The organism is Lelliottia sp. SL45 (genome assembly GCF_026672535.1).
Taxonomy (GTDB): Bacteria; Pseudomonadota; Gammaproteobacteria; order Enterobacterales; family Enterobacteriaceae; genus Enterobacter; species Enterobacter nimipressuralis.
Genome location: NZ_JAPPRH010000003.1, coordinates 1,807,492 through 1,828,082, shown reverse-complemented (window position 1 = coordinate 1,828,082; position 20,591 = coordinate 1,807,492). Strand labels below are relative to the sequence as shown.

At 57.5% G+C, this 20,591-nt stretch carries 17 protein-coding genes and 2 tRNA genes; 6 read left to right on the top strand and 13 right to left on the bottom strand.

Going from position 1 to position 20,591, the window contains the following annotated elements; genetic code table 11:
* Nucleotides 1-12: 12 nt before the first annotated feature.
* The 6 genes from OVA10_RS14865 to OVA10_RS14840 form a co-directional block, all read right to left on the bottom strand.
* Nucleotides 13-1,182, bottom strand: coding sequence for a cupin (locus tag OVA10_RS14865; protein WP_268196233.1), 1,170 nt, complete (start codon nt 1,180-1,182; stop codon nt 13-15).
* 13 nt (nt 1,183-1,195) lie between these two features.
* The gene (locus OVA10_RS14860; protein WP_123428973.1) at nt 1,196-1,987 is read right to left on the bottom strand and encodes an HpcH/HpaI aldolase family protein; all 792 of its coding nucleotides are present in this window, start codon (nt 1,985-1,987) and stop codon (nt 1,196-1,198) included.
* Nucleotides 1,974-2,711 carry an alpha/beta fold hydrolase gene (locus OVA10_RS14855; RefSeq protein ID WP_268196232.1) on the bottom strand — a complete coding sequence of 246 codons (738 nt, stop codon included), beginning with the start codon at nt 2,709-2,711 and terminating at the stop codon, nt 1,974-1,976. The genes OVA10_RS14860 and OVA10_RS14855 overlap by 14 nt, the downstream gene beginning before the upstream one ends.
* Nucleotides 2,712-2,719: 8 nt before the next feature.
* Complete coding sequence (locus OVA10_RS14850; RefSeq protein WP_268196231.1) at nt 2,720-3,484, bottom strand: SDR family NAD(P)-dependent oxidoreductase; 765 nt, start codon at nt 3,482-3,484, stop codon at nt 2,720-2,722.
* Entirely contained in the window at nt 3,481-4,809 is a 1,329-nt protein-coding gene (gene hisD / locus OVA10_RS14845; RefSeq protein ID WP_268196230.1) for a histidinol dehydrogenase, read from the bottom strand. Before hisD (OVA10_RS14845) ends, OVA10_RS14850 begins: the two co-directional genes overlap by 4 nt.
* 76 nt (nt 4,810-4,885) lie before the next feature.
* The gene (locus tag OVA10_RS14840) at nt 4,886-6,121 is read right to left on the bottom strand and encodes an MFS transporter (RefSeq protein WP_149044974.1); all 1,236 of its coding nucleotides are present in this window, start codon (nt 6,119-6,121) and stop codon (nt 4,886-4,888) included.
* 341 nt (nt 6,122-6,462) lie between these two features.
* Here OVA10_RS14840 and OVA10_RS14835 point away from each other — a divergent pair, with 341 nt between their 5' ends.
* The 4 genes from OVA10_RS14835 (at nt 6,463) to hisD (OVA10_RS14820) (ending at nt 11,105) form a co-directional block, all read left to right on the top strand.
* The gene (locus OVA10_RS14835; protein WP_107703704.1) at nt 6,463-7,533 is read left to right on the top strand and encodes a LacI family DNA-binding transcriptional regulator; all 1,071 of its coding nucleotides are present in this window, start codon (nt 6,463-6,465) and stop codon (nt 7,531-7,533) included.
* Nucleotides 7,530-8,501, top strand: a complete 972-nt coding sequence (locus tag OVA10_RS14830) for a nuclear transport factor 2 family protein (RefSeq protein WP_268196229.1) — start codon at nt 7,530-7,532, stop codon at nt 8,499-8,501. The genes OVA10_RS14835 and OVA10_RS14830 overlap by 4 nt, the downstream gene beginning before the upstream one ends.
* 151 nt (nt 8,502-8,652) lie before the next feature.
* Complete coding sequence (locus tag OVA10_RS14825; RefSeq protein WP_102103554.1) at nt 8,653-9,795, top strand: nuclear transport factor 2 family protein; 1,143 nt, start codon at nt 8,653-8,655, stop codon at nt 9,793-9,795.
* Nucleotides 9,795-11,105, top strand: coding sequence for a histidinol dehydrogenase (gene hisD, locus OVA10_RS14820; RefSeq protein ID WP_268196228.1), 1,311 nt, complete (start codon nt 9,795-9,797; stop codon nt 11,103-11,105). Before OVA10_RS14825 ends, hisD (OVA10_RS14820) begins: the two co-directional genes overlap by 1 nt.
* A 32-nt stretch (nt 11,106-11,137) precedes the next feature.
* Here the strand turns inward: hisD (OVA10_RS14820) and OVA10_RS14815 are convergent, their stop codons facing one another.
* The 4 genes from OVA10_RS14815 to mdtK form a co-directional block, all read right to left on the bottom strand.
* A complete protein-coding gene (locus tag OVA10_RS14815) occupies nt 11,138-12,748 on the bottom strand; it encodes an FAD-NAD(P)-binding protein (RefSeq protein WP_268196227.1) in 1,611 nt (536 codons plus the stop codon).
* A 403-nt stretch (nt 12,749-13,151) separates the two neighbouring features.
* Nucleotides 13,152-13,228, bottom strand: a tRNA-Val gene (locus tag OVA10_RS14810).
* Between the two features lie 19 nt (nt 13,229-13,247).
* Nucleotides 13,248-13,324: transfer RNA gene (locus OVA10_RS14805), tRNA-Val, on the bottom strand.
* A 153-nt stretch (nt 13,325-13,477) separates the two neighbouring features.
* Nucleotides 13,478-14,851, bottom strand: coding sequence for an MdtK family multidrug efflux MATE transporter (gene mdtK, locus OVA10_RS14800; protein ID WP_102103557.1), 1,374 nt, complete (start codon nt 14,849-14,851; stop codon nt 13,478-13,480).
* Between the two features lie 227 nt (nt 14,852-15,078).
* Here mdtK and OVA10_RS14795 point away from each other — a divergent pair, with 227 nt between their 5' ends.
* Nucleotides 15,079-15,720, top strand: coding sequence for a riboflavin synthase subunit alpha (locus tag OVA10_RS14795; protein ID WP_268196226.1), 642 nt, complete (start codon nt 15,079-15,081; stop codon nt 15,718-15,720).
* A 30-nt stretch (nt 15,721-15,750) separates the two neighbouring features.
* Here the strand turns inward: OVA10_RS14795 and cfa are convergent, their stop codons facing one another.
* Together cfa and punC are read right to left on the bottom strand one after the other, a co-directional pair.
* A complete protein-coding gene (gene cfa, locus OVA10_RS14790; protein WP_268196225.1) occupies nt 15,751-16,899 on the bottom strand; it encodes a cyclopropane fatty acyl phospholipid synthase in 1,149 nt (382 codons plus the stop codon).
* Nucleotides 16,900-17,195: 296 nt separating this feature from the next.
* Nucleotides 17,196-18,395, bottom strand: coding sequence for a purine nucleoside transporter PunC (gene punC / locus OVA10_RS14785; RefSeq protein ID WP_268196224.1), 1,200 nt, complete (start codon nt 18,393-18,395; stop codon nt 17,196-17,198).
* Between the two features lie 116 nt (nt 18,396-18,511).
* On the opposite strand from punC, the gene punR reads away from it, so the two are divergent.
* Nucleotides 18,512-19,423: a DNA-binding transcriptional activator PunR gene (punR, locus tag OVA10_RS14780; RefSeq protein WP_100780413.1), complete on the top strand. Its 912-nt coding sequence runs from the start codon at nt 18,512-18,514 to the stop codon at nt 19,421-19,423.
* A 16-nt stretch (nt 19,424-19,439) separates the two neighbouring features.
* On the opposite strand, the gene purR is transcribed toward punR, so the two are convergent.
* A complete protein-coding gene (gene purR, locus OVA10_RS14775; RefSeq protein ID WP_268196223.1) occupies nt 19,440-20,465 on the bottom strand; it encodes an HTH-type transcriptional repressor PurR in 1,026 nt (341 codons plus the stop codon).
* Between the last annotated feature and the right edge of the window lie 126 nt (nt 20,466-20,591).

The following is a 20,591-nucleotide window of genomic DNA, read 5'->3' as shown; positions in this document are numbered from 1 at the left end:
CTATATCGCCGGTTAGCCCGGCAACACTTCCAGTTTTACACCCGCCTTACGCGCCGTCACTGGCAGCAAATCGACCGCCGCCACATACCCGTCCGGATCGAGACAGCGGTTATAGCCTTTGGCTTGCGCCAGAATCTCGTTATCCCAGTAAATGCGTTTACGCTGATCGCCCTGAGTGGTCAGAATGCACTCCACGTCACCCCCGACCGCACAATACTGACGCCAGCTGTTGGCCGGAACGGAAATCACCGAGCGCTCCGGCGCGATCACGCTCACCTCTTCGCCCGCCTGATTCCACGTCACCTTCAGCGACCCTTTGAACACCATAATCACCTGCACGTCCGGGCAGAGATGACGCCCGACCACATGCTCAGCGGCGAGGCGCAGCCATTCGACGGAAAACCCGTGCGGATTCACAATCGCCGGTGCCGAGTGGCGGTCCTGCGACATACCAAAACCAATCACCGGCGCGATCTCTCCGCCGTGGCCCGGCAGAACTGAATCCAGCAGGCCGTCCGCTGACCAGCGGCGATCGTCGCCAGTGACGGCACGCTGACGCATCTCTTCGACAGAATAGTGGCGCAGGGCGGCGATCTCATCTGGCGGCAGCGGCGTTAACAGCTGTGAGGCATCCGGCAGCGTATCGCCCGCGTTCACGTCGATCAGCATATTGTCTTTGCTCAGATACAGCCCGTATTCGCTGGCCGCCGCCAGAATGGACGGATGCCAGATGATCCCCCCGGTGTTATTCCCGCCAAGCACCGTGTAGACCATGCCGCAGGTCTCTTGCGGGCTAACGTTGGTAAAGCCACGGAAAATCCACGTCGGAATCGACAGAATGGCCGGCGCGCTGAACTCAGCCTCGTTTTCGCCGTTCGCCCCCCAGCGAAAACGCCAGGTGCCTTCATGAATCAAAAACACCTCAGCGGTAAAGTGTAGATGCAGGTTATTGGTCACCCCTTTCGGCATCGCTGCTGCGCCGATATTAAAGCCGTGCGGTTCGGGAATATTGACCACCTGCGCCGATGACTGGGTGACTCCCGGCCCGATGAATGAATAGTTCTGCTTGAGGTGCGAGCCGGGCAGTTTGCAATCGATAAACGCCAGATTGCAGGACACCATCTCATCGGGCGTGATGACGCGGCTTTTGGCCTGCGCCGGGGTGATATGTTGTGCTTTCATAATTTTTCTCCTGTTAGTAACCGGATGCGCCCGTGGTGGGAGCGGATGCACCGCGCGCCAGGGCGATAGCTTCCCGCGCGGCGCGGCCAAGCTGCATCACGTCGTTGGCGGGGGTGACAAACTGAAAACCCTGGTCGATACGCAGGCGTGCGGCGTCGCCGGAGGTGCAAAAAATCCCGGCCAGTTTTTGCTGCTGGCGACAGCGGCTGACCACCCGTTCGACGGCGGCGAGCATCTCAGGGTGCTGGGATTCCGCGCTGGCGCTGCCGGTGAGGGTTAACGACAGATCGTTCGGGCCGATAAACACGCCGTCCAGCCCGTCGGTTGCCAGAATGGCGTCGAGATTCGCCAGCCCTTCGCGGGTTTCAATCATCGCCAGCGTCAGGATCTCCTGGCAGGCGTGCTGCGGATAATCCGCTCCGCCGTACAGCAGCCCGCGCGCCGGGCCAAACGAACGCACGCCAAACGGCGGATAGCGGCAGGCGGCGACGAAGCGCGCGGCCTGTTCGGCGGTAGAAATCATCGGGCAGATAATGCCGTAGGCCCCGGCGTCGAGCATGCGCATGATTTGCGCCGGATCGTTATGCTGGACGCGTACCAGCGGCACCGCGGGCGTGGCTGACAGGGCCTGAAGCATCGTCAGGGCGCTGGCGAAATCGATCATTCCGTGCTGTAAATCGACCGTCACCGCGTCGTAGCCCTGATGACCGACGATCTCCGCGCTGTAGCTGGAAGGGATCGCCAGCCAGCCGTTGATGATGGGGGACTGTTCCTGAATCAATTGTTTGAGTTTATTGCGTCGCATCAAGGGACTCCTGAATCCACTGGCGCAGCGGCGGGGCGACCTCATCGGGCGCTTCGAGCACCACGAAATGTCCGGCTGTTGGAACCGTTATGTGCTGGGCGTGGGGCGCACTTACCGAGGCCAGTTGGTGATGGTGGGGCGTGCATATGGGATCGTGCGCGCCGTTAATGATAAGAATGGGGCAGGAGAGCGCACTCAGGGCCCGGCGGTTATCCTGCCGGGAGAGGGCGATCTCCGTCTGGCTGGCAAAGGTGTCGTGGCCGCTCTCCTGCGCCATCTGGCAGACAAGCGCGTGGAGTGGCGCGTCAGCGCGCCGCCCGGGGGCGACATACTTTTGCCACAGGGTGGCCGACAGCCAGTTCGCCAGCCCTTGCTCACGCGCAGCGCGAACGGCCTCGCGTCGGGCGGCGGCATTTTCCGGCGCATCGGCAAGGGGATTCACCGACATAAGCGCAAGACCGGCCAGCCGCTCCGGGGCATCGGCCGCTATTTGTAGCGCCACGATAGCCCCAAGGGAAAACCCGGCCAGCAGAAAGCGCGGCGGCAGGTTTTGCAGCAGGCGCTGCGCGGCCTGCGGTGCGGAATCCGCCCCGGTAAGGCTCACGCACATCACGGAAGAGAGCGCCAGGCGCTCTATCAGCGGTTGCCACAGACGCGCCGTGCAGAGCGTTCCGCCGATCAACACCAGCGGGAGCGCGGTGTTATCACACACTGTTTTGTCCATTTGGCCTCTCATGTGGCAGTCCAGCCGCCGTCGACCAGCAGCGCAGTGCCGGTGATCATCGCCGCCGCATCGGAGGCCAAAAACACCACCGGTCCCATCACATCCTCGACGCGTCCAAGACGCCGCAGCTTGATGTTCTCCAGCACATAGCGGCGAAAATCCGGGTCGTCGAGGGACTGGCGCGACAGCTCGGTTTCGATAAAGGTCGGGCACAGGGTATTGACCCGGATACCCGCGCCACCCAGCTCCAGCGCCATGGTTTTGCTTAACCCCTCAAGTGCAAATTTTGACGCGCAGTAGACGCTGCGATTCGGGCCGCCGACATGGCCCATCTGCGAGGAGATATGGATGATGGAACCTGTCATGTTGTGCTCGCGCATCCGCTGCGCCACCCGCTGGCTGAGGAAAAACGTGGCGCGCAGGTTCAGGGTCATCACCGCGTCAAAATGGGTTTCGCTGACGGCGAGGAAAGGCTCGTGATGGGCCAGCCCGGCGCTGTTGACCAGAATATCGAAGGCGGGCAGCTCTGCGAGCGCCGCATCGACGCGGGAGATATCGGTGATATCCAGCGCCAGCGAATGCAGCGTCAGTCCGCCTTCAGTCGCAAGCGCGGCGGCGTGCTCCAGCGTGTGTCGATCGCGGGCGGCAATCCACACCTCTGCACCCGCCTGGGCGAGCGCCACGGCGCAGGCGAAGCCCAGCCCCCTGGAGCCGCCCGTGACCAGCGCCCGTTTTCCCGTAAGATGAAAAGAGGGAGTCTGGGGAAGGGTCATGATGACACCTTTTCCCGAACCGGCGCAGGCGTGGCGTAAGGCACGTCCGTATTCCCGTAACGGCGAACGCGAATGTTGGCCTGCTCCGCGTGCCCGGCAAAACCTTCCAGCAGCGACAGACGCGAGCAGTAGCTGCCGATTTCGGCGGTGGCTTCGTCACTGAGGACTTTCTGCCAGGTGCAGGTTTTCATGAACTTGCCGACCCACAAGCCGCCCGTGTAGCGCGCCGCCTTTTGCGTCGGCAGGGTGTGGTTGGTGCCGATGACCTTGTCGCCATAGGCCACGTTGGTGCGCGGGCCGAGGAACAGAGCACCGAAGTTGGTGAGATTATTGAGGAACCAGTCGTCGCGATCCGTCATCACCTGCACGTGCTCGGAGGCGATACGATCCGCTTCGGCGAGCATCTCGTCGTAGCTGTCGCAGACGATAATTTCACCGTAATCCTGCCAGGACTGACGGGCGACGTCGGCGGTCGGGAGTTTTGCCAGCAGGCGCTCGATCTCCGTCAGCGTCTCTTTAGCCAGCGTCAGCGAGTTGGTCAGCAGAATTGCCGGTGTTGTAACGCCGTGCTCCGCCTGGCCCAGCAGGTCGGTGGCGCACATTTCCGCATCGACGGTGTCGTCGGCGATCACCAGGGTTTCCGTCGGACCGGCGAACAGATCGATTCCTACGCGGCCAAACAGCTGGCGCTTGGCTTCGGCGACGAAGGCGTTGCCCGGCCCCACCAGCATATCAACCGGTGCGAGGGTGTCGGTGCCGAGCGCCATCGCGCCAATCGCCTGAATGCCGCCGAGGGCGAAGATCTCCGTTGCTCCCGCCATTTTCTGCGCCGCGACAATCGCTGGCGCCGGTTCACCGCCAAACGGCGGGGCACAGCTGATAATGCGTGAGCAGCCCGCGACGTTGGCGGTGATTATCGACATATGCGCCGATGCCAGCAGCGGATATTTACCGCCCGGGACATAACAGCCGACGGCGTTAATCGGAATATTTTTATGGCCGAGAATAACGCCGGGGCGCGTTTCGATCTCCAGATCGCGCAGACACTCTTTTTGTGCGCGGGCAAAATTAAACACCTGCTGCTGGGCGAATTCGATATCGTGAATATCCTGGCGGCTGAGTCTTTTCATGCAGCTATTAATTTCGGCGTCCGTCAGGCGATAATCCCGACGGTCGTAGTTATCGAATTTTATCGATAATTCACGGATCGCTTTATTCCCGCGTTTTTCAATATCCGCCAGAATCAGCTCAACGGTTTCCCGTATTTGTCGCTGCGCTTCCTGACGTTCCTGCACCGGTTTACTGGATTTAAGTTGATAAGCCACAATGTTCTCCTTTAATACTCGAAATGACAGATGCCCTCCCGGCGAACCGGGATAGTTATTACATAATGAGCGGGAATTATTCTCGCGCGGAGGCGAGGGAACGGTTGGTGGATAATTCCACCGGCTGACGGGTTTTACGGGAATAGACCCAGCGCACCGAAAGCGGGGTGGCGATGGCCGCTATAATCGAAAGCCCGGCAATAAACAGATACCCGGACGAGAGATTAATGTGTTGCATCATGACGCCCATGATTACCGGCCCGGCAAACATGCCGCAGGAGTAAATAGTCTGGAATAACCCCATGCGGGTGGACTGCTCATCGGAAGTCGTGTTGACCACGCTCAGGGACATGAACGCCGCGAACGCCATACCAAACGAGAAACCGGCCAGCGCCTGCAGAAGATAAATCAGGTACAGATTGCTGGTAAACGGAATGCCAAACGACGAAATCACCTGGAGCAAAATCCCCAGCACCGCCGTTTTGACCAGCCCCAGTCGCTGATAAAACACCGAGCTGCACAGGGCAATCGCCAGGGCGTAGAAGATCAGATGGATGTTACTCAGCAGCGTCAGGATTCCGGCGCGGGCGCCGAGTTGTTCAGCGTAGATGGGGGTAAGGGTGTCCCGGGTGGCAAAAGGAACCAGAATCACGATGGTTGCCAGAATACCGATCAGCCAGACGGAGCGGTCAGCGAGCTGAAGTTTTGCCCCGGCGATACAGGCTTTCAGTGACGGTGCCTGCACCGGATCGTGGACGTCGCGAATGCGGGTGGTCAGGAACAGGGCGAGAAGAGCAGACACACAGGAGACGAAAAATGCGATGTTGTTCGCAAAATAGTGAATCAGTACGCCGCCGATGCAGTTGCCGAGAAACACGCCGATGGGGCCAGCCAGCGCCAGCAGGGCGACAGCCGCCGGGGCTTCTTTGCGATCAAAGTAGCGAATAAACAGAATGTTATACAGCACCCAGGTGGCGGCGGTTACGCCATCGGCGGCTTTCGCCAGATACAGGGTAATGGCATTCGGCTCAAGCCAGGCAATCGGCCAGGCGATGATTGGCAGCACCAGCGCTATCTGGATAAAGATTTTGCGGCTCTTCACCACGTCAGAGATGATCCCCAGCGGGAAACGAATCATCAGCGTCGCCAGACCGCTGGCACCCATGATGATGCCCATTACCTGCGGTTCGATGCCCTGATTGATCATCATGGGCGCCAGAAACGCATCGATGCTGTGAATACAGATATAAAACAACACGCTAATGATAAAAAACAGCCGGGCTTCCGGTCGGCGCAACAGTGCTCGAAACATGGTTGTGAACCTCTTAAAAATTAATGGGTTATAACCAATCAAGTACAACGTTTACCGGCTCAGTCCCTCTGATGACATCCCAATTTTCCCGGTACAATTGACGGCATGCATACGTATTCAAAAATTGAAGTTACGAAAAGGTTTCAATTTTGTAAAGGTTCAATATCACCATTGTGAAAAAAATAATTTAGGCTGTTGCATACGCATGCAAAAGTGGTGTAAGACTAAAAAGCACTCACTTCCTGAGGCGCTTTTAACGGGGTGGTTATCGAAGATGGTATGTTATCTCTTTGAAACACATGGCCTGAATGTGGAAGTGACAGGATAAGGAACCCAGGGTAATGAAGCGTAAGACGTTTGCGGCGGTGACCAGCCAGCAGGTGGCACAGCTGGCAGGGGTGTCGCAGTCAGCGGTATCCCGCACCTTTACGCCGGGGGCGAGCATTTCGCCCGCCACGCGTGAAAAAGTGCTCAAGGCGGCGCGTGAGCTGGGCTATCGCCCGAATGCGATTGCCCGTTCGCTCAACACGGCCCGGTCGCGCATTATCGGCGTGGTGATCTCCTATTTTGATAACCAGTTTTATCCGCAGGTGCTGGAAGCGCTGGCGCAGAAGCTGGATACGCTTAACTACCACCTGCTGCTGTTTGTCGGCGACAGGGACGGCAACGTCGATCGCATTTTCGACCAGATTATGCAGTATCGCGTCGACGGCATTGTGCTGGCGTCGGTGACGCTGTCGCTGGATCTCTCTCAGGAGTGTCTGGCCGCCGGAATTCCGGTGGTGTTGTTCAATCGCAGCGAAGAGAGTGGAATGGCGTCGAGCGTCAACAGCAACAACGAAGCCGCCGCGCGGCAGATTGCTGAATTCTTGCTCGCCGGAGAGCACAAGCGCTTCGCCTACGTGGGCGGCGTCGCAGATTCGTCGGTGAATATCGCCCGCCAGCGGGGGTATCTCGATACGCTCGCAGAGCACGGCGTCACAGACGTAGAGGTGGTGAACGGTAACTATGACGCGCAGCAAACCACCCGCGCGGCGTATTCGCTTTTCACTAAGACGCCTGCGCCAGATGCCATTTTTGTCGCCAACGATCATATGGCGGTGATGGTGATGGACGTGGCGCGCTACGAATTTGGCCTGCGGGTGCCGGAGGATGTGTCGATTATTGGCTACGACGACATCGGGCCGTCCGGCTGGCCGTCCTACGCCTTAACCTCGGCCTCGCAGCCGGTGGAGGCGATGGTGACAGCGACGGTGGAATTACTGATGAAGCAGATCGACAGCGGCAACATCGAGCCTGAACAAATTACGCTGCCCGGTATGCTGGTGGTTCGCCATTCGGCGCGTCGCCCGCGCACGGGAGTCATCGAAAAAGACGGTTTATCTCTGTTCCAGCCTCAGGAGGTCAAATGAGCAGATTGCCGGGCTTCAGCCCCCAGTTCGACTCTATTCAGCAATTTATTCTGACGCTGACCCACGTGGTCTGGGAGCAGAAGGATATCGGTCAGTTGGCGGATTTCTACGCCACGCCGGTGGTGTTTATTACGCCGGAAAAACAGCTTAACGAACTGTCGCAATTTATGCGCCTGACCCTGGAGGCGATGCACAGCTTCCCGCAACGCTCCGTGCTGACGGAAGATATCCTGTGCAGCCACACGCCGGGCGAGGAGTATTATGCGGCGCAGCGCACGGTGGCGTCGATTCGCCATCAGGGGGAGGGATTTTTCGGTGCGCCGACCGGGAAAAATGTCTGGGTGCGCACCTGGGCAGACCGCATTTGCGCCGACGGCGCGGTGCGCCAGGAGTGGCTGCTCCAGGATCGGGCGGCGATTGTCTCTCAGCTGGGGCTGGATATTCGTGAGTTCGCCCGCAGCCTTTCCGCCACGCAGCAGCAGCTTGGCATTGAGCCGGAATCGGCCGAAACCCTCGACGCACGCTGGGCGGGTGGCCCGGAAGGTGATGATATCGACGGGTCGCTGGCGGGAGTGGTGGAACGCTATCTGACCATGTGGGCGGGCGGCAACGGCGGCACGGTGCCGGGGTTGTACCATCCTGCCGCGACGCTCTGCGGGCCAGGGCACTGCATGGCCACGGGCGAGCAGGAGATCGGCGCCTGGCTGTCGGGCTATCGCGCGTCGTTTGCGGACAGTGAAACCCAATTGCACCACCTGATTGTGCGCAAAGATCCGAACGAGCCGGTGCGCATCTCCCTGCGCTGGTCTCTGCTGACCTGGCACGATGGTTACGGCAAATTTGGCGCGCCGACCCGTAAACCCATTTCAATTACCGGTATTACCCAGCTCGAATTACGTGACGGTTTAATTATTCGCGAATATTTGGGTATCGATGAATTAGCGATCTGGTCGCAGATTGTGAAATAAATCAGATTGTGAAATAAAAAGGGAGGTTCGCCTCCCGCTATTCTTATTTTATTAACGCTGTATATCATCGCCGTATTAGGTTCTGCGGTTAATTTCTCCATCCATTCCGGGTGCGGGATCCTTTTGTCTGAAAAGAAATGCAGGAGGTCATATGTCTTCAACTGAAGCAACCAATAAAGCTCCAGCAGTACCCGAGAAAAATAATAGCAAACCCGCGCGAGACGAGCCGGTATTACAGGTCGAGCGTCGTGACTTTATTGATCTCGTTCCGGAAAAACGTCCGCGTGCCCAATCATTGCGAGGCTTCGATGATTGCTATACGGATATTGTCGATTATATTGTCCGCTGTACCCATAAAATATGGGATGAGCGTGATGTCGGATTAATTTACACCCATTACACCCACAACTGCGTGTTATATAACGCGTTGGGAACCCTCTATAACCGCGAGCAGGTCGTACAGGATACGCTCCAGCGCTTAATTGCTTTCCCGGAGCGTCGCGGCATGGCGACCCAGGTTATCTGGAACGGCAATGACGTGGACGGTTTCTATACCTCGCATCTGGTGACCGGCAGCGGGCGTCACACCCAGTACAGCCATCTGGGCAAACCGACCAATCGCACCTTTGTGAACCGTACCGTCGCCGACTGTATGATCCACGAAAACAAAATTTACCGTGAGTGGGTGGTGAGCGACAACATGTCGCTGATGAAGCAGCTTGGGCTGAACACCGATGAAATCGCCTTTAACATGGCGAAAGAGCAGTTCGATAAAGGTTTTCGCGTCACCGATATTGGCGAGAACGGCCGGATGCTCGGCCAGTATCCGCCGGATGTGGCCTGTGACGTCTCTATCGCCCACACGGACACCGAAGAGCAGCTTCTGCGCTGGCTGCATGAAATCTATAACCGTCGGATGCTGGGCAAAATCAAAGAGGTGTACGCCCCGACCGTGCAGTGGCACGGCCCGTTAATGAAAGAGCTGTACGGCACGGCGGCGGTGACGCACCAGACGCTGGCGCTGATCGGCATGATCCCTGATGGCGCATGGCTGCCGCAGCATATCTGTTCGAATCCATGCGATGAGGGCGGGGTGAAAGTGGCGGTGCGCTGGATTATCGAAGGCCACCACCTGGGCTACGGCGCGCTGGGCAAACCGACGGGCGAGCGTCTGTTCGTGATGGGCATGTCCCACTACCACATCGTCAACGGCAAAATCGTCGATGAATGGGTGGTGTACGACCACCTGGCGCTGCTGGCGCAAATCAAACTCGGCCAGATGGAGGAGGCGTAATGTCTGCACAAGCGATTACGGAACAGGTGAGCTGGATCAAGCGGCCGCAGGGGCAGGATGCGCAGGCCGACCGTACATTAACGGATAAAGTCAGCGCCATCATCGAGCGCGTCAAAACGGAAGGCGATGCGGCGCTGCGGGCATTTTCGCAGCAGTTCGACAACGTGGTGCCTGAGCAGTTTGAAGTGACGGCGCAGGAGATTGAAACCGCGCTGAACGATCTGGATCCGCAGACGCGGCGCGACAGCGAGTTCGCCATTGCGCAGGTGCGCCGTTTTGCCCAGGCGCAGCTGGCGACCATGCAGCCGCTGGAGGTGGAAACCCTGCCGGGCGTGCATCTCGGACACCGCATTATTCCCGTGCAGACCGTCGGCTGCTACGTACCGGGGGGGCGCTATCCGATCCTTTCGGCACCGGTGATGTCGATTGTTCCGGCAACGGTCGCGGGCTGCGAGCAGATTATTGCCTGTCTGCCGCCCGCCGCTCATCCGGCGATGATTGCTGTCTGCCATCTGGCGGGCGCACATCGGATATTCAAAATCGGCGGGGCGCAGGCGATTGCGGCGATGGCTTGGGGAACCGACAGCGTTCCGGCGGTGGATAAAATCGTCGGGCCGGGCAACGCCTTTGTGAACGAAGCCAAGCGTCAGGTGTTTGGCAAAGTGGGGATTGACGCCCTGGCCGGGCCAAGTGAAATCTTCACCGTCGCCGATGACAGCGCCGATCCGCGTATTCTGGCGGCGGATCTGCTGGCGCAGGCTGAGCATGACGTCCATACCCGCGTCGGGCTGGCGACCACCAGTCGCGCCATTGCCGAAGGTACGCTGATGGAGATCGAACGTCAGCTGACCACGCTGCCGACGGCGGCCACGGCGGGTGAAGCCTGGCGTCGTCAGGGCGAAATCGTGCTGTGTGACACCGAGGAGCAACTGATCGCGTTTGCCGATTTTATGGCGACGGAGCATCTGCAGGTGCACACCCGCGATCCGCACGGCACGGCGGCGAAGATCCGCAACTACGGTTCGCTGTTTATCGGCCAGAACGCCAGCGTGGTGTTTTCGGACAAATGCTGTGGGACCAACCACACCTTGCCGACGATGGCGGCGGCGCGCTACACCGGCGGGCTGTGGGTGGGCGCCTATGTGAAAATCTGTACCCATCAGTGGATTGATGACAAAGGGATTGCAGCGATTGCGGAACCGGCGATACGCCAGAGCCGCACGGAAGGGATGCAGGGGCACTGGCGCGCGGCGGAGATTCGTCTGCGGCCTGAGGCGATTGACGCAATCACCTCGGGCACGCGCGATTAAATCAGCAGCCTGGCCTGGCCCTCCGCCAGGCCTTACTCCTCACTGAATGGCAGGCGACGACGCGCGCGCGAAGCGCGTTGGGTGATCGCTTTCGCCATCGACTCGCCAATCTCCGCACACACGGTCAGCCCCTGCACAAAGGGCTGATCGTGCATCAGATACGGCAGAGCACCAAAGGCGATGCGCCCGCGCACGCTGTCGGGTGCCAGCAGGGTATAATCCTCACCGACGTCCGGGATCTCATCGCCGTTTTCCTGTAACTGCTGGCGCAGCGTCGGGAACGGCAGATCTTTGGTCTTCAGTGGTTTTTGCCCGCGGGCATCAATAAAGAGATCGAATTCATAACGCTCTCCCTTCGCCATAATGATCGTCCTGTCGTCCTGCACATCCCTTTTATAATCTGCCCCCAGCGCCAGCACGCTGATAATGCCGGCCTCGCGCAGCGCCAGCAGCCGACGAATCGACTGGGAGGGAATGGCCGCATAGTTGTCGATAAAAATGCGCGACAGCCCGGCGTCAAAACGCTTGCGGTCCTTATCCGTCAGATGCGGGACGATCTCCTGCACCACTTCATGCATCCGCAAAATGGTGTAGCGCCAGGGCACCGTGCGTTTATCACGTTTGTTGCGCTCGACCTCATCGAGATTGGATTGCGCCCAGCTGAAGGGATCGTGTTTGTGGCGCTCGGCAAAATAGGCGTCGTGGAAGGTATCGACGTTCAGCGCTTCAAGGCCAATGGCGTGGCTCCACTGTGGATCGGCCAGCTCAAGTTCCTGCGTCATCAGAGTGAACACGCGATCGAGCAGTCCCTCAGATCCTGCGGCGATCGCTTTTTCGATGGCCTGTTCCGTGACGAGGGTGAGCGGCTCGTAGGGGAGAGGGCAGTAAAAATCGGCTTCTGGCAGAATGCCCGAGCGGGACATCAGCACGATGTCGAGCGCATCGCTCCCTTTGTCGAGCCTGAATTCTACGGGCTGATTTTCCGGCTCGATAAATTCACCGTGCTGAATGGCGACCGCCATCGCCGCATCTAACCCGCTGAGGGAGGTGCCCATAATGCCAACGCGACAGGCGCGAATAGTGGCTTCCATCAATCCCGACCAGGGGCTGGGGAAGAAAGAGCGCGTGGATTCCTCTTCGTCCGGCCAGACGTGACCGGTGGCGATCACCGCCAGATCGTACGTCGCGGGTTCTGACCGGTTCTCCACCCAGATCTTGACGCCCTGAGGCGTCACCTCCAGGTCCTTAACCTGGCAAGACTCCTGCACCTTGACGGTAAATCCGCGCTGTTTCGCCTGTGCGATCAGCTGTAAAAACTGGTCGCGATAATACTCGCCCAACAAAATGCGTGGCAGGAACTGACGGTCATGAAGGGAGGATTTCTGCACACCGTAGCGTGCCAGGTGTTCGCTGCTCTGGGTAAGCAGCCAGTCGAGATAGGTCGAAAAGAGCGGGGGAATTTCGATGCTGGCGATGTTAGCGAGCATCATCCGCGAGTTATCTTCATCGCTGTAAGGCATGCCAACACCGGCCTCGTCACCCTGCTCATAGATATCCACGGCCAGTGGCGTCTGATTTTTCAGCAGAGAGAAAAGGGTATAAATGCCAGTGGGGCCGGCACCGATAATCGCAATCTGTTTCATCCATTCTCACCCGTTATTATTGTTTGATTCCTGGAGGGCAACCGGGCACCGACTTCGCTGGGCGTTAACGCCTTTCGCCCGTCTGCCCTCGTCCATTTCTGAGTCATCACCGCTTTTAGTGCCGGATTTCCCGTACATCAAACAGTATATACGCTGTCACTATTTCTATAGCAGAAGCGGGAGCGTTATCAGAAAGCCGTTATCCGTCAGGTTCTCGCCTGTGGGACACATTACGTCAGGGGATGAAACAGGATTCGCGCAGAGAAGCAGAAGGTTGAGCGGTGAAAATGTAAAATGGGAAACGTCGTCGAGAGAGAGCCGCAATGCCTGTTATTAACGGGCTAATCAGGGATATTCTGGAAAGTTGAAAAGGGAGGTAAAGCTGAAGAGGTGTAACCTGAAATGGTGCGTCCGAGTGGACTCGAACCACCGACCCCCACCATGTCAAGGTGGTGCTCTAACCAACTGAGCTACGGACGCACTGTACAGATTTTTTTGATGGTGCGTCCGAGTGGACTCGAACCACCGACCCCCACCATGTCAAGGTGGTGCTCTAACCAACTGAGCTACGGACGCATCATGTTGTCTGTGACAACGGGGTCGAATATTAGCGACAGTGACGGGATGAGGCAAGAGGGAAAATGCAATTTTCTTCCGTATTTCACGCGATTGCTTCATTCCCGCGCAAAATGAAGATAAAGTAGCCGCCCGTAGACGGCTAGCGGGTAATTAACGCGCAGCGCGTTGCAAAATCACATTCGATGGCTGGCGTTGCAGGAAGCGCATACGCAGCATCATCAGGATCGCGGCGGAGGTTAATCCGATAATAAAGCCCATCCAGAAACCGGCCGGACCCATTCTGTCGACCACCAGATCCGTCAGCGCCAGCACGTAACCGCTCGGCAGCCCGAGCACCCAGTAGGCGGTGAAAGTGATAAAGAAGATCGAACGCGTATCTTTGTACCCACGCAGAATACCGCTGCCGATCACCTGAATCGAATCGGAAATCTGATATACCGCCGCCAGCAGCATCAGCTGTGAGGCAAGGATCACCACTTCCGGATTGTCGTTATAAAGCAGGGCGATCTGCTCGCGCAGCAACACGGTAAAGATGGCGGTACAGGCCGCCATGCACACGCCCACCATCAGGCCGGTACGCGCCGCCGTCTGTGCATCGAGCGTCGAACCCTGCCCCAGACGATAGCCGACGCGGATCGTTACCGCTGCCGCAAGGGACATCGGCAGTACGAACATCAGCGAGCTAAAGTTCAGCGCAATCTGGTGGCCTGCCACGTCGACAATCCCCAGCGGGGAGACCAGCAGGGCGACGACCGCAAACAGCGTCACTTCGAAGAACAGCGCCAGCGCAATAGGCAGACCGAGCTGCACCAGACGTTTTACCACGCTCATATCTGGCTTGCCGAAACCCGGCTCATTGCGTATATCGCGCATTGAGCGCGCGCGTTTGACGTAAGAGAGCATGCTGGCAAACATGACCCAGTACACCGCCGCCGTCGCGACGCCACAGCCCACGCCGCCCAGTTCTGGCATGCCGAAATGACCGTAGATAAAGACATAGTTCACCGGGATGTTTACCAGCAGCCCGATAAAGCCAATTACCATGCCGGGTTTGGTTTTCGCCAGTCCTTCACACTGGTTACGCGCCACCTGGAAGAACAGGTAACCGGGCGCGCCCCACAGCAGCGCACGCAGATAGCCGACGGCTTTATCGGCCAGGGCCGGGTCGATATTGTGCATCGAGCGAATAATATGGCCCGCGTTCCACAGCACAATCATGATCAGAACGGAGACACATCCGGCGAGCCAGAAGCCCTGACGTACCTGATGGGCAATACGATCGCGTCGGCCTGAGCCGTTAAGCTGGGCGATAACCGGCGTTAGGGCCAGCAGCAGTCCGTGGCCGAACAGAATAGCCGGAAGCCAGATAGAGGTACCGATAGCAACGGCGGCCATATCGGTGGCGCTGTAACCACCCGCCATAACCGTATCCACAAATCCCATTGCGGTTTGAGCGACCTGCGCGATGATCACCGGTATTGCCAGCGCTAATAACTGACGCGCTTCATTCATGTACTTCTGCACGTGAACACCTTTTGTTTTGTTGTTATTTGAGAGACTAAAAAACCCGCCGAAACTGGCAGCAAGAAGAAAAAACAGGGGGAATGCCAGCTATTGTAGCGGGGTTTCTCTATTTATCTAGTGAAAAAATCGCCAGAAAATGCGCTCCGCTGGCAACCTGTTTTTCCAACTGTTATTGTGTTGCGATTAAACGGTGTCACTACCGTTGGGATAATACAGGAGTGGTAAGCATGTTTACTGGTATCGTGCAGGGCACTGCAAAACTGGTGTCCATAGATGAAAAACCTAATTTCCGTACCCATGTGGTCGAGCTGCCGGAATATATGCTCGACGGTCTGGAGACCGGGGCATCGGTGGCACACAACGGCTGCTGTCTGACAGTGACAGAGATTAACGGCAACCGTATTAGCTTTGATCTGATGAAAGAGACGCTGCGTATTACCAACCTCGGCGAGCTGGTGGTGGGCGACATGGTGAACGTTGAGCGCGCGGCGAAGTTCAGCGATGAGATTGGCGGGCATTTAATGTCGGGTCATATTATGACGACCGCCGAGATTTCGAAAATCCTGACCTCAGAAAATAACCGTCAGATCTGGTTTAAGGTACAAGACGCGTCATTAATGAAATACATCCTGTACAAAGGATTTATTGGCGTGGATGGGATTAGTCTGACGGTGGGTGAAGTGACGCCAACCCGTTTCTGCGTGCATTTAATTCCGGAAACGTTTCAGCGCACGACGCTGGGGGCGAAAAAACTCGGCCATCGCATTAATATCGAAATTGATCCCCAGACCCAGGCGGTAGTGGATACCGTAGAGCGGGTGCTGGCGGCGAAAGAATTAGCGAGTAAACTGACGTCGGAAGACGAATAAAATAAACCCCGGATATCCGGGGTTTATTTTTTATCGCGCGACCCGCAAACCATGCTCCACGCCACGACTGAACACGACCTGCCAGAGCTGAATATCCCGGGCACGAAACGCGCCCGCACAGGCATTCAGGTAATAGACGAACATCCGCTTGAAGCGTTCAGAATAGTTATCCGCAATTTCCGTCCATGACGCCAGAAAACGTTCGTGCCAGGCCATCAGTGTCGTATCGTAGTCGGCACCGAAATTGTGCCAGTCTTCGACAATAAAGTGCGACTCACTGGCATCGGCTATCTGGCGAACCGAAGGTAAACAGCCATTCGGGAAGATATATTTATTGATCCAGGGATCGACCGAATGATCGGTCTTTTTGGAACCAATGGTGTGTAGCAGGAAAAGACCTTCCGGTTTCAGGTTACGATCGGCAACCGTGAAATAGGTGTTGTAATTTTTGGGCCCGACGTGCTCGAACATTCCCACGGAGACGATACGATCGAACTGATCGTCCAGATCGCGATAATCCTGCAGCAGAATGGTCACATCCAGCCCCGCGCAGCGTTCTTGCGCCAGTTTCTGCTGTTCAGCCGAAATGGTCACGCCCACGACGCTCACGCCGTAGTGTTTCGCCATGTACCAGGCAAGCCCACCCCAGCCGCAGCCGATATCCAGCACCCGCATACCGGGCTGAAGCTGCAGTTTTTCGCAGATTAAACGCAGTTTAGCCTGCTGTGCATCTTCGAGCGTGGTGGCCTCTTTCCAGTAGGCGCAGGAATATTGCATCAACGGGTCAAGCATGCGGCTGAAAAGATCGTTGCCAAGATCGTAATGCTCTTTCCCGACAATCCATGCCCGTTTTTTACTTTGCAGATTCAGCAACCGTGCAGAGGCGATCCGCAGCGTATCCTTCAGGTGGTGGGGGAGCTGGTTTTCCAGCCCGGCGCGCAGAACGTTATGGAAAAACATATCCAGCCGCTCGCATTCCCACCAGCCGTCCATGTAGCTCTCGCCTAAACCCAGCGAACCTTCCTGCAACACGCGTTTGAAAAAATCGGGATGCTTTACCTGAATATCTGAAGGAGCAGACCCGTTAATCGCGATGCCCGCCCGACTCAGTAATTCATTGACGATCCGGAACCAGTTATTGTCCCGAACATTGACTTCTTCTATACACGATGAACTCATAGCTTCTCCATCACGTTGTGTGATCAGAACCTTCAAACAGCGTAGCCGCTTTTTATGGTTTGTGAGAAATCCCACGGTTTTTCCGTGAGGCTAATATCCGACGTAGAACAGAGGAAGGGAGATAACCCTTACCGAAAGGCCTTCCATGGTAAAACGGGAGCACTCCGGCTCCCGTTAACACATAATATTTATCGTATTTATATGAACCAAATTTAGTATAGGCCGCAAAAAAGAGCGATTCAACTGAAAGTTGTTAGCAGCCTAATGACTGAAATGTAACATAATTGCTCACGCGATTACGCCTGCGACGATTTCGCTTCGGCAGTGTCCTCTGCCAGCGTCTTCACTGAGGCCTGCATGCGATAACCCAGCGCGGCGAGAACCACGGTAGCCAGCATCACGCTGGTGGTGGTCATCAGCGGCGTAGCGATTAACGCAGAGACAATCAGGCTTGCGAGGAAGCACAGACCGAGCTGCAGGGTGTTTTGCAGCGCCGCCGCACGGCCCGTTGCATGAGGGAACGGGCGCAGTGCCTGAGCCACCACAATCGGGTAAATCGCCCCGTTTGCCACGGCCATCACACAGAACGGGATCAGAATTTCAGTCAGCCCGACGTGTGGAATAAAGCCAACCGCCCAGGTAGCGATGACGCTTACGGCGAAAAGCACCAGCAGCCAAGGCAACATCTGCTGTCCCTGCCATTTTTGCAGCGCGGCGCGGCAGCCGTAGCCCCCCACCAGGAACGCGATGGTCTGTGGAACATAGCTCAGGCCGATCACCGCCGGGCTGTAGCCCATATCATGCAGAATAAACGGCGAACCGGTCAGCCACGCAAAGAAGCTGGCGGAACAGGCGGCGTAGACCAGCACGTTGCCGCGATACGCGCGTGAACGCAGCAGCGACAGGAAAGTGACGCGATTATCGTGGTTTTCAGCCGGTTTCGGCTGGGCAGGTTTTAGCGTGAAGGCCGGTAACATCAGCACCAGCGTGATGATAAACAGGGTGGCGAAAATCGCCTGCCAGTCAAAATGCACCAGGATCCAGCTACCGAGCAGGGGAGCCAGCGCCGGAGAAAGCCCGACCAGCGGCATAATGGTGGCAAAAATGCGGTTCACGCGAGACGCGGGATAATAGTCCGTCACCAGCGCCTGCCAGGTGACGGCTGCGGCACACACACCGAACGCCTGGATAAATCGCAGCACCAGCAGCCAGGTGGCATCACGCACCCACAGCATCCCCAGGCAGCCGACGGCAAAAATCGCCAGACCGAGGAGCAGAATCGGTTTGCGACCGTAACGGTCAGAGAGCGGACCCCATAACAGCTGCGCGAAAGCAAAACCGGCGAGGAACAGGCTCAGGCTGGCGCTGATGGCGGCAGCAGGGGTCTGTAAATCGGCCTGCATCGCGGCAAACGCGGGCAGGTACATGTCGGTCGCCAAAAAGCCCAGCACGCTTAAACCGCCGAGCCAGACCAGGAATCCTTTATTGGGTTGCATTATTTTTTATTTCCTAAAGAGGGCAGGTAATCACTGGCGCAAAGTGTAGGGAGTGCAAACTGCCTTGTGAAACGCTAATATTTGGTGATTGCATTCAAAAATTTTGCAGGCAGAAAATGTGGTCAGAATATTCGTTAGAAGTGGTGGATGCGGTCGCGCGTAACGGCAGCTTTAGTGGTGCGGCCCAGGAACTCCACCGCGTCCCCTCTGCGGTGAGCTATACGGTGCGTCAGCTTGAAGAGTGGCTGGCGGTTCCGCTGTTCGAGCGCCGTCACCGCGACGTTGTTCTGACGCCAGCGGGCGTCTGGTTTTTGAAAGAAGGGCGATCTGTTATCAAAAAAATGATGATCACTCGCGAGCAGTGCCAGCAGATTGCGAACGGCTGGCGCGGGCATCTCGCCATTGCGGTCGATAACATCGTCAAACCCGAACGCACCCGACAGATGGTGGTCGATTTCTACCGCCACTTCTCTGATGTAGAACTGCGCGTCTCGCAGGAGGTGTTCAACGGCGTGTGGGATGCGCTCTCTGATGGCAGGGTGGAGATGGCGATCGGCGCGACCCAGGCGATCCCGGTGGGCGGGCGCTATGCCTTTCGCGATATGGGAGCCCTGAGCTGGACCTGCGTTGTCGCCCGCGATCATCCTCTGGCCGCCATTGCAGGCCCGTTGAGCGATGATACGTTGCGCAATTGGCCGTCGCTGGTGCTGGAAGATACCTCACGATCGCTGCCAAAACGGATTACCTGGTTACTGGATAACCAGCGGCGTGTGGTCGCCCCGGACTGGGAGACGTCGGCGACCTGTCTTTCTGCGGGGCTGTGCGTGGGAATGGTGCCGGTGCATTTTGCACGTCCACGCATTGATCGCGGTGAGTGGGTGGCGCTGACGCTGGAAAACCCGTTCCCGGATGCGGCCTGTTGCCTGACGTGGCAGCAAAACGATATGTCACCGGCGCTGGCGTGGCTGCTGGATTATCTGGGAGACAGCGAAACGCTAAACAGAGAGTGGCTGAGGGAGCCGGAATAACCGGCCCCTCGGGAGATCAACGGCGGTAGTCGCGGAACGGACCGTCGGCCACGGAACGGCGTTCAATCAGGCGCGGGTGGACTTCAATCGACTGCGACTCTTCACGCTTGCTGACGATGCGGTCCAACAGCATATTGAACGCCGTTTCGCCCAGCGAGTCTTTCGGCTGGTGAATGGTCGTCAGCGCCGGGGTGAAGTAGCGTGCGTTGCGCACGTTATCGTATCCGATCACTGAAATGTCCTGCGGCACGCGCAACCCCAGCTCATCGGCTGCGCAAAGGGCGCCCATCGCCATAATGTCACCCCCGATAAAGACCGCGGTAGGGCGGTGCGACTGGGAGACGATCTGCTGCATCGCGCGGTAGCCGGACTCCGGCTCGAAGTCGCCCTGCACGATCCAGTTTTCTGGCACCGTAATCAGCGCTTCTTCCATCGCTTTCATGAACCCTGCCAGACGGCCTGCGCCGGTGTTGCGCTCCAGCGGACCCGGAATGACGCCGATTTCGCGGTGACCGCGCTCAATCAGGTAGCGACCTGCCATGTAGCCGCCTTCAACGGCGTTATCGTTGACGGAATCGGTAAAATCAGCGCGGGTATCACCCCAGTCCATTACCACCATCGGAATGTGGCGGTACTCTTCGAGCATGGAGAGTACGGACTCCGGGTATTCAGAACACATCACCAGCAGGCCATCAACGCGCTTTTGCGCCATCATCGACAGGTAAGCGCGCTGTTTCTCCTGGCTGTTCCATGCGTTGCCGAGAATCAGGGTGTAGCCCTTCTGGAAGCAGTTTTTCTCAACCGCTTCGATGATCTCGGCAAAATAGGCGGCTTCGCTGCTGGTCGCCAGCAGGCCGATCGATTTGGTGTGGTTCACCTTCAGGCTACGCGCCACGGCACTCGGGGAGTAGTGCAGCTCTTTGATGGCGGCCCATACGGCGTTGCGCGTCTCTTCCGCAACGAAACGCGTTTTGTTAATTACATGTGATACGGTTGTAGTGGAAACGTTTGCGCGTTTCGCCACATCTTTGATTGTTGCCATTACATGTCACTCCAGACCATATCTTAAACTCCTGAAATACTTAAAGGTAAACGTTTGCCTTCTCTCACCCTTATCTCGCAATGTGAATTGCGATACGCCGGGAAAACGACTCAGAACGTCAGGAGG

Excerpts from the sequence above, each read along its gene's own strand:
- OVA10_RS14865 (WP_268196233.1), bottom strand. The coding sequence starts at position 1,182 with ATGAAAGCACAACATATCACCCCGGCGCAGGCCAAAAGCCGCGTCATC.
- OVA10_RS14860 (WP_123428973.1), bottom strand. The coding sequence starts at position 1,987 with ATGCGACGCAATAAACTCAAACAATTGATTCAGGAACAGTCCCCCATC.
- OVA10_RS14855 (WP_268196232.1), bottom strand. The coding sequence starts at position 2,711 with ATGGACAAAACAGTGTGTGATAACACCGCGCTCCCGCTGGTGTTGATC.
- OVA10_RS14850 (WP_268196231.1), bottom strand. The coding sequence starts at position 3,484 with ATGACCCTTCCCCAGACTCCCTCTTTTCATCTTACGGGAAAACGGGCG.
- OVA10_RS14840 (WP_149044974.1), bottom strand. The coding sequence starts at position 6,121 with ATGTTTCGAGCACTGTTGCGCCGACCGGAAGCCCGGCTGTTTTTTATC.
- OVA10_RS14835 (WP_107703704.1), top strand. The coding sequence starts at position 6,463 with ATGAAGCGTAAGACGTTTGCGGCGGTGACCAGCCAGCAGGTGGCACAG.
- OVA10_RS14830 (WP_268196229.1), top strand. The coding sequence starts at position 7,530 with ATGAGCAGATTGCCGGGCTTCAGCCCCCAGTTCGACTCTATTCAGCAA.
- OVA10_RS14825 (WP_102103554.1), top strand. The coding sequence starts at position 8,653 with ATGTCTTCAACTGAAGCAACCAATAAAGCTCCAGCAGTACCCGAGAAA.
- hisD (WP_268196228.1), top strand. The coding sequence starts at position 9,795 with ATGTCTGCACAAGCGATTACGGAACAGGTGAGCTGGATCAAGCGGCCG.
- OVA10_RS14815 (WP_268196227.1), bottom strand. The coding sequence starts at position 12,748 with ATGAAACAGATTGCGATTATCGGTGCCGGCCCCACTGGCATTTATACC.
- OVA10_RS14795 (WP_268196226.1), top strand. The coding sequence starts at position 15,079 with ATGTTTACTGGTATCGTGCAGGGCACTGCAAAACTGGTGTCCATAGAT.
- cfa (WP_268196225.1), bottom strand. The coding sequence starts at position 16,899 with ATGAGTTCATCGTGTATAGAAGAAGTCAATGTTCGGGACAATAACTGG.
- punC (WP_268196224.1), bottom strand. The coding sequence starts at position 18,395 with ATGCAACCCAATAAAGGATTCCTGGTCTGGCTCGGCGGTTTAAGCGTG.
- punR (WP_100780413.1), top strand. The coding sequence starts at position 18,512 with ATGTGGTCAGAATATTCGTTAGAAGTGGTGGATGCGGTCGCGCGTAAC.
- purR (WP_268196223.1), bottom strand. The coding sequence starts at position 20,465 with ATGGCAACAATCAAAGATGTGGCGAAACGCGCAAACGTTTCCACTACA.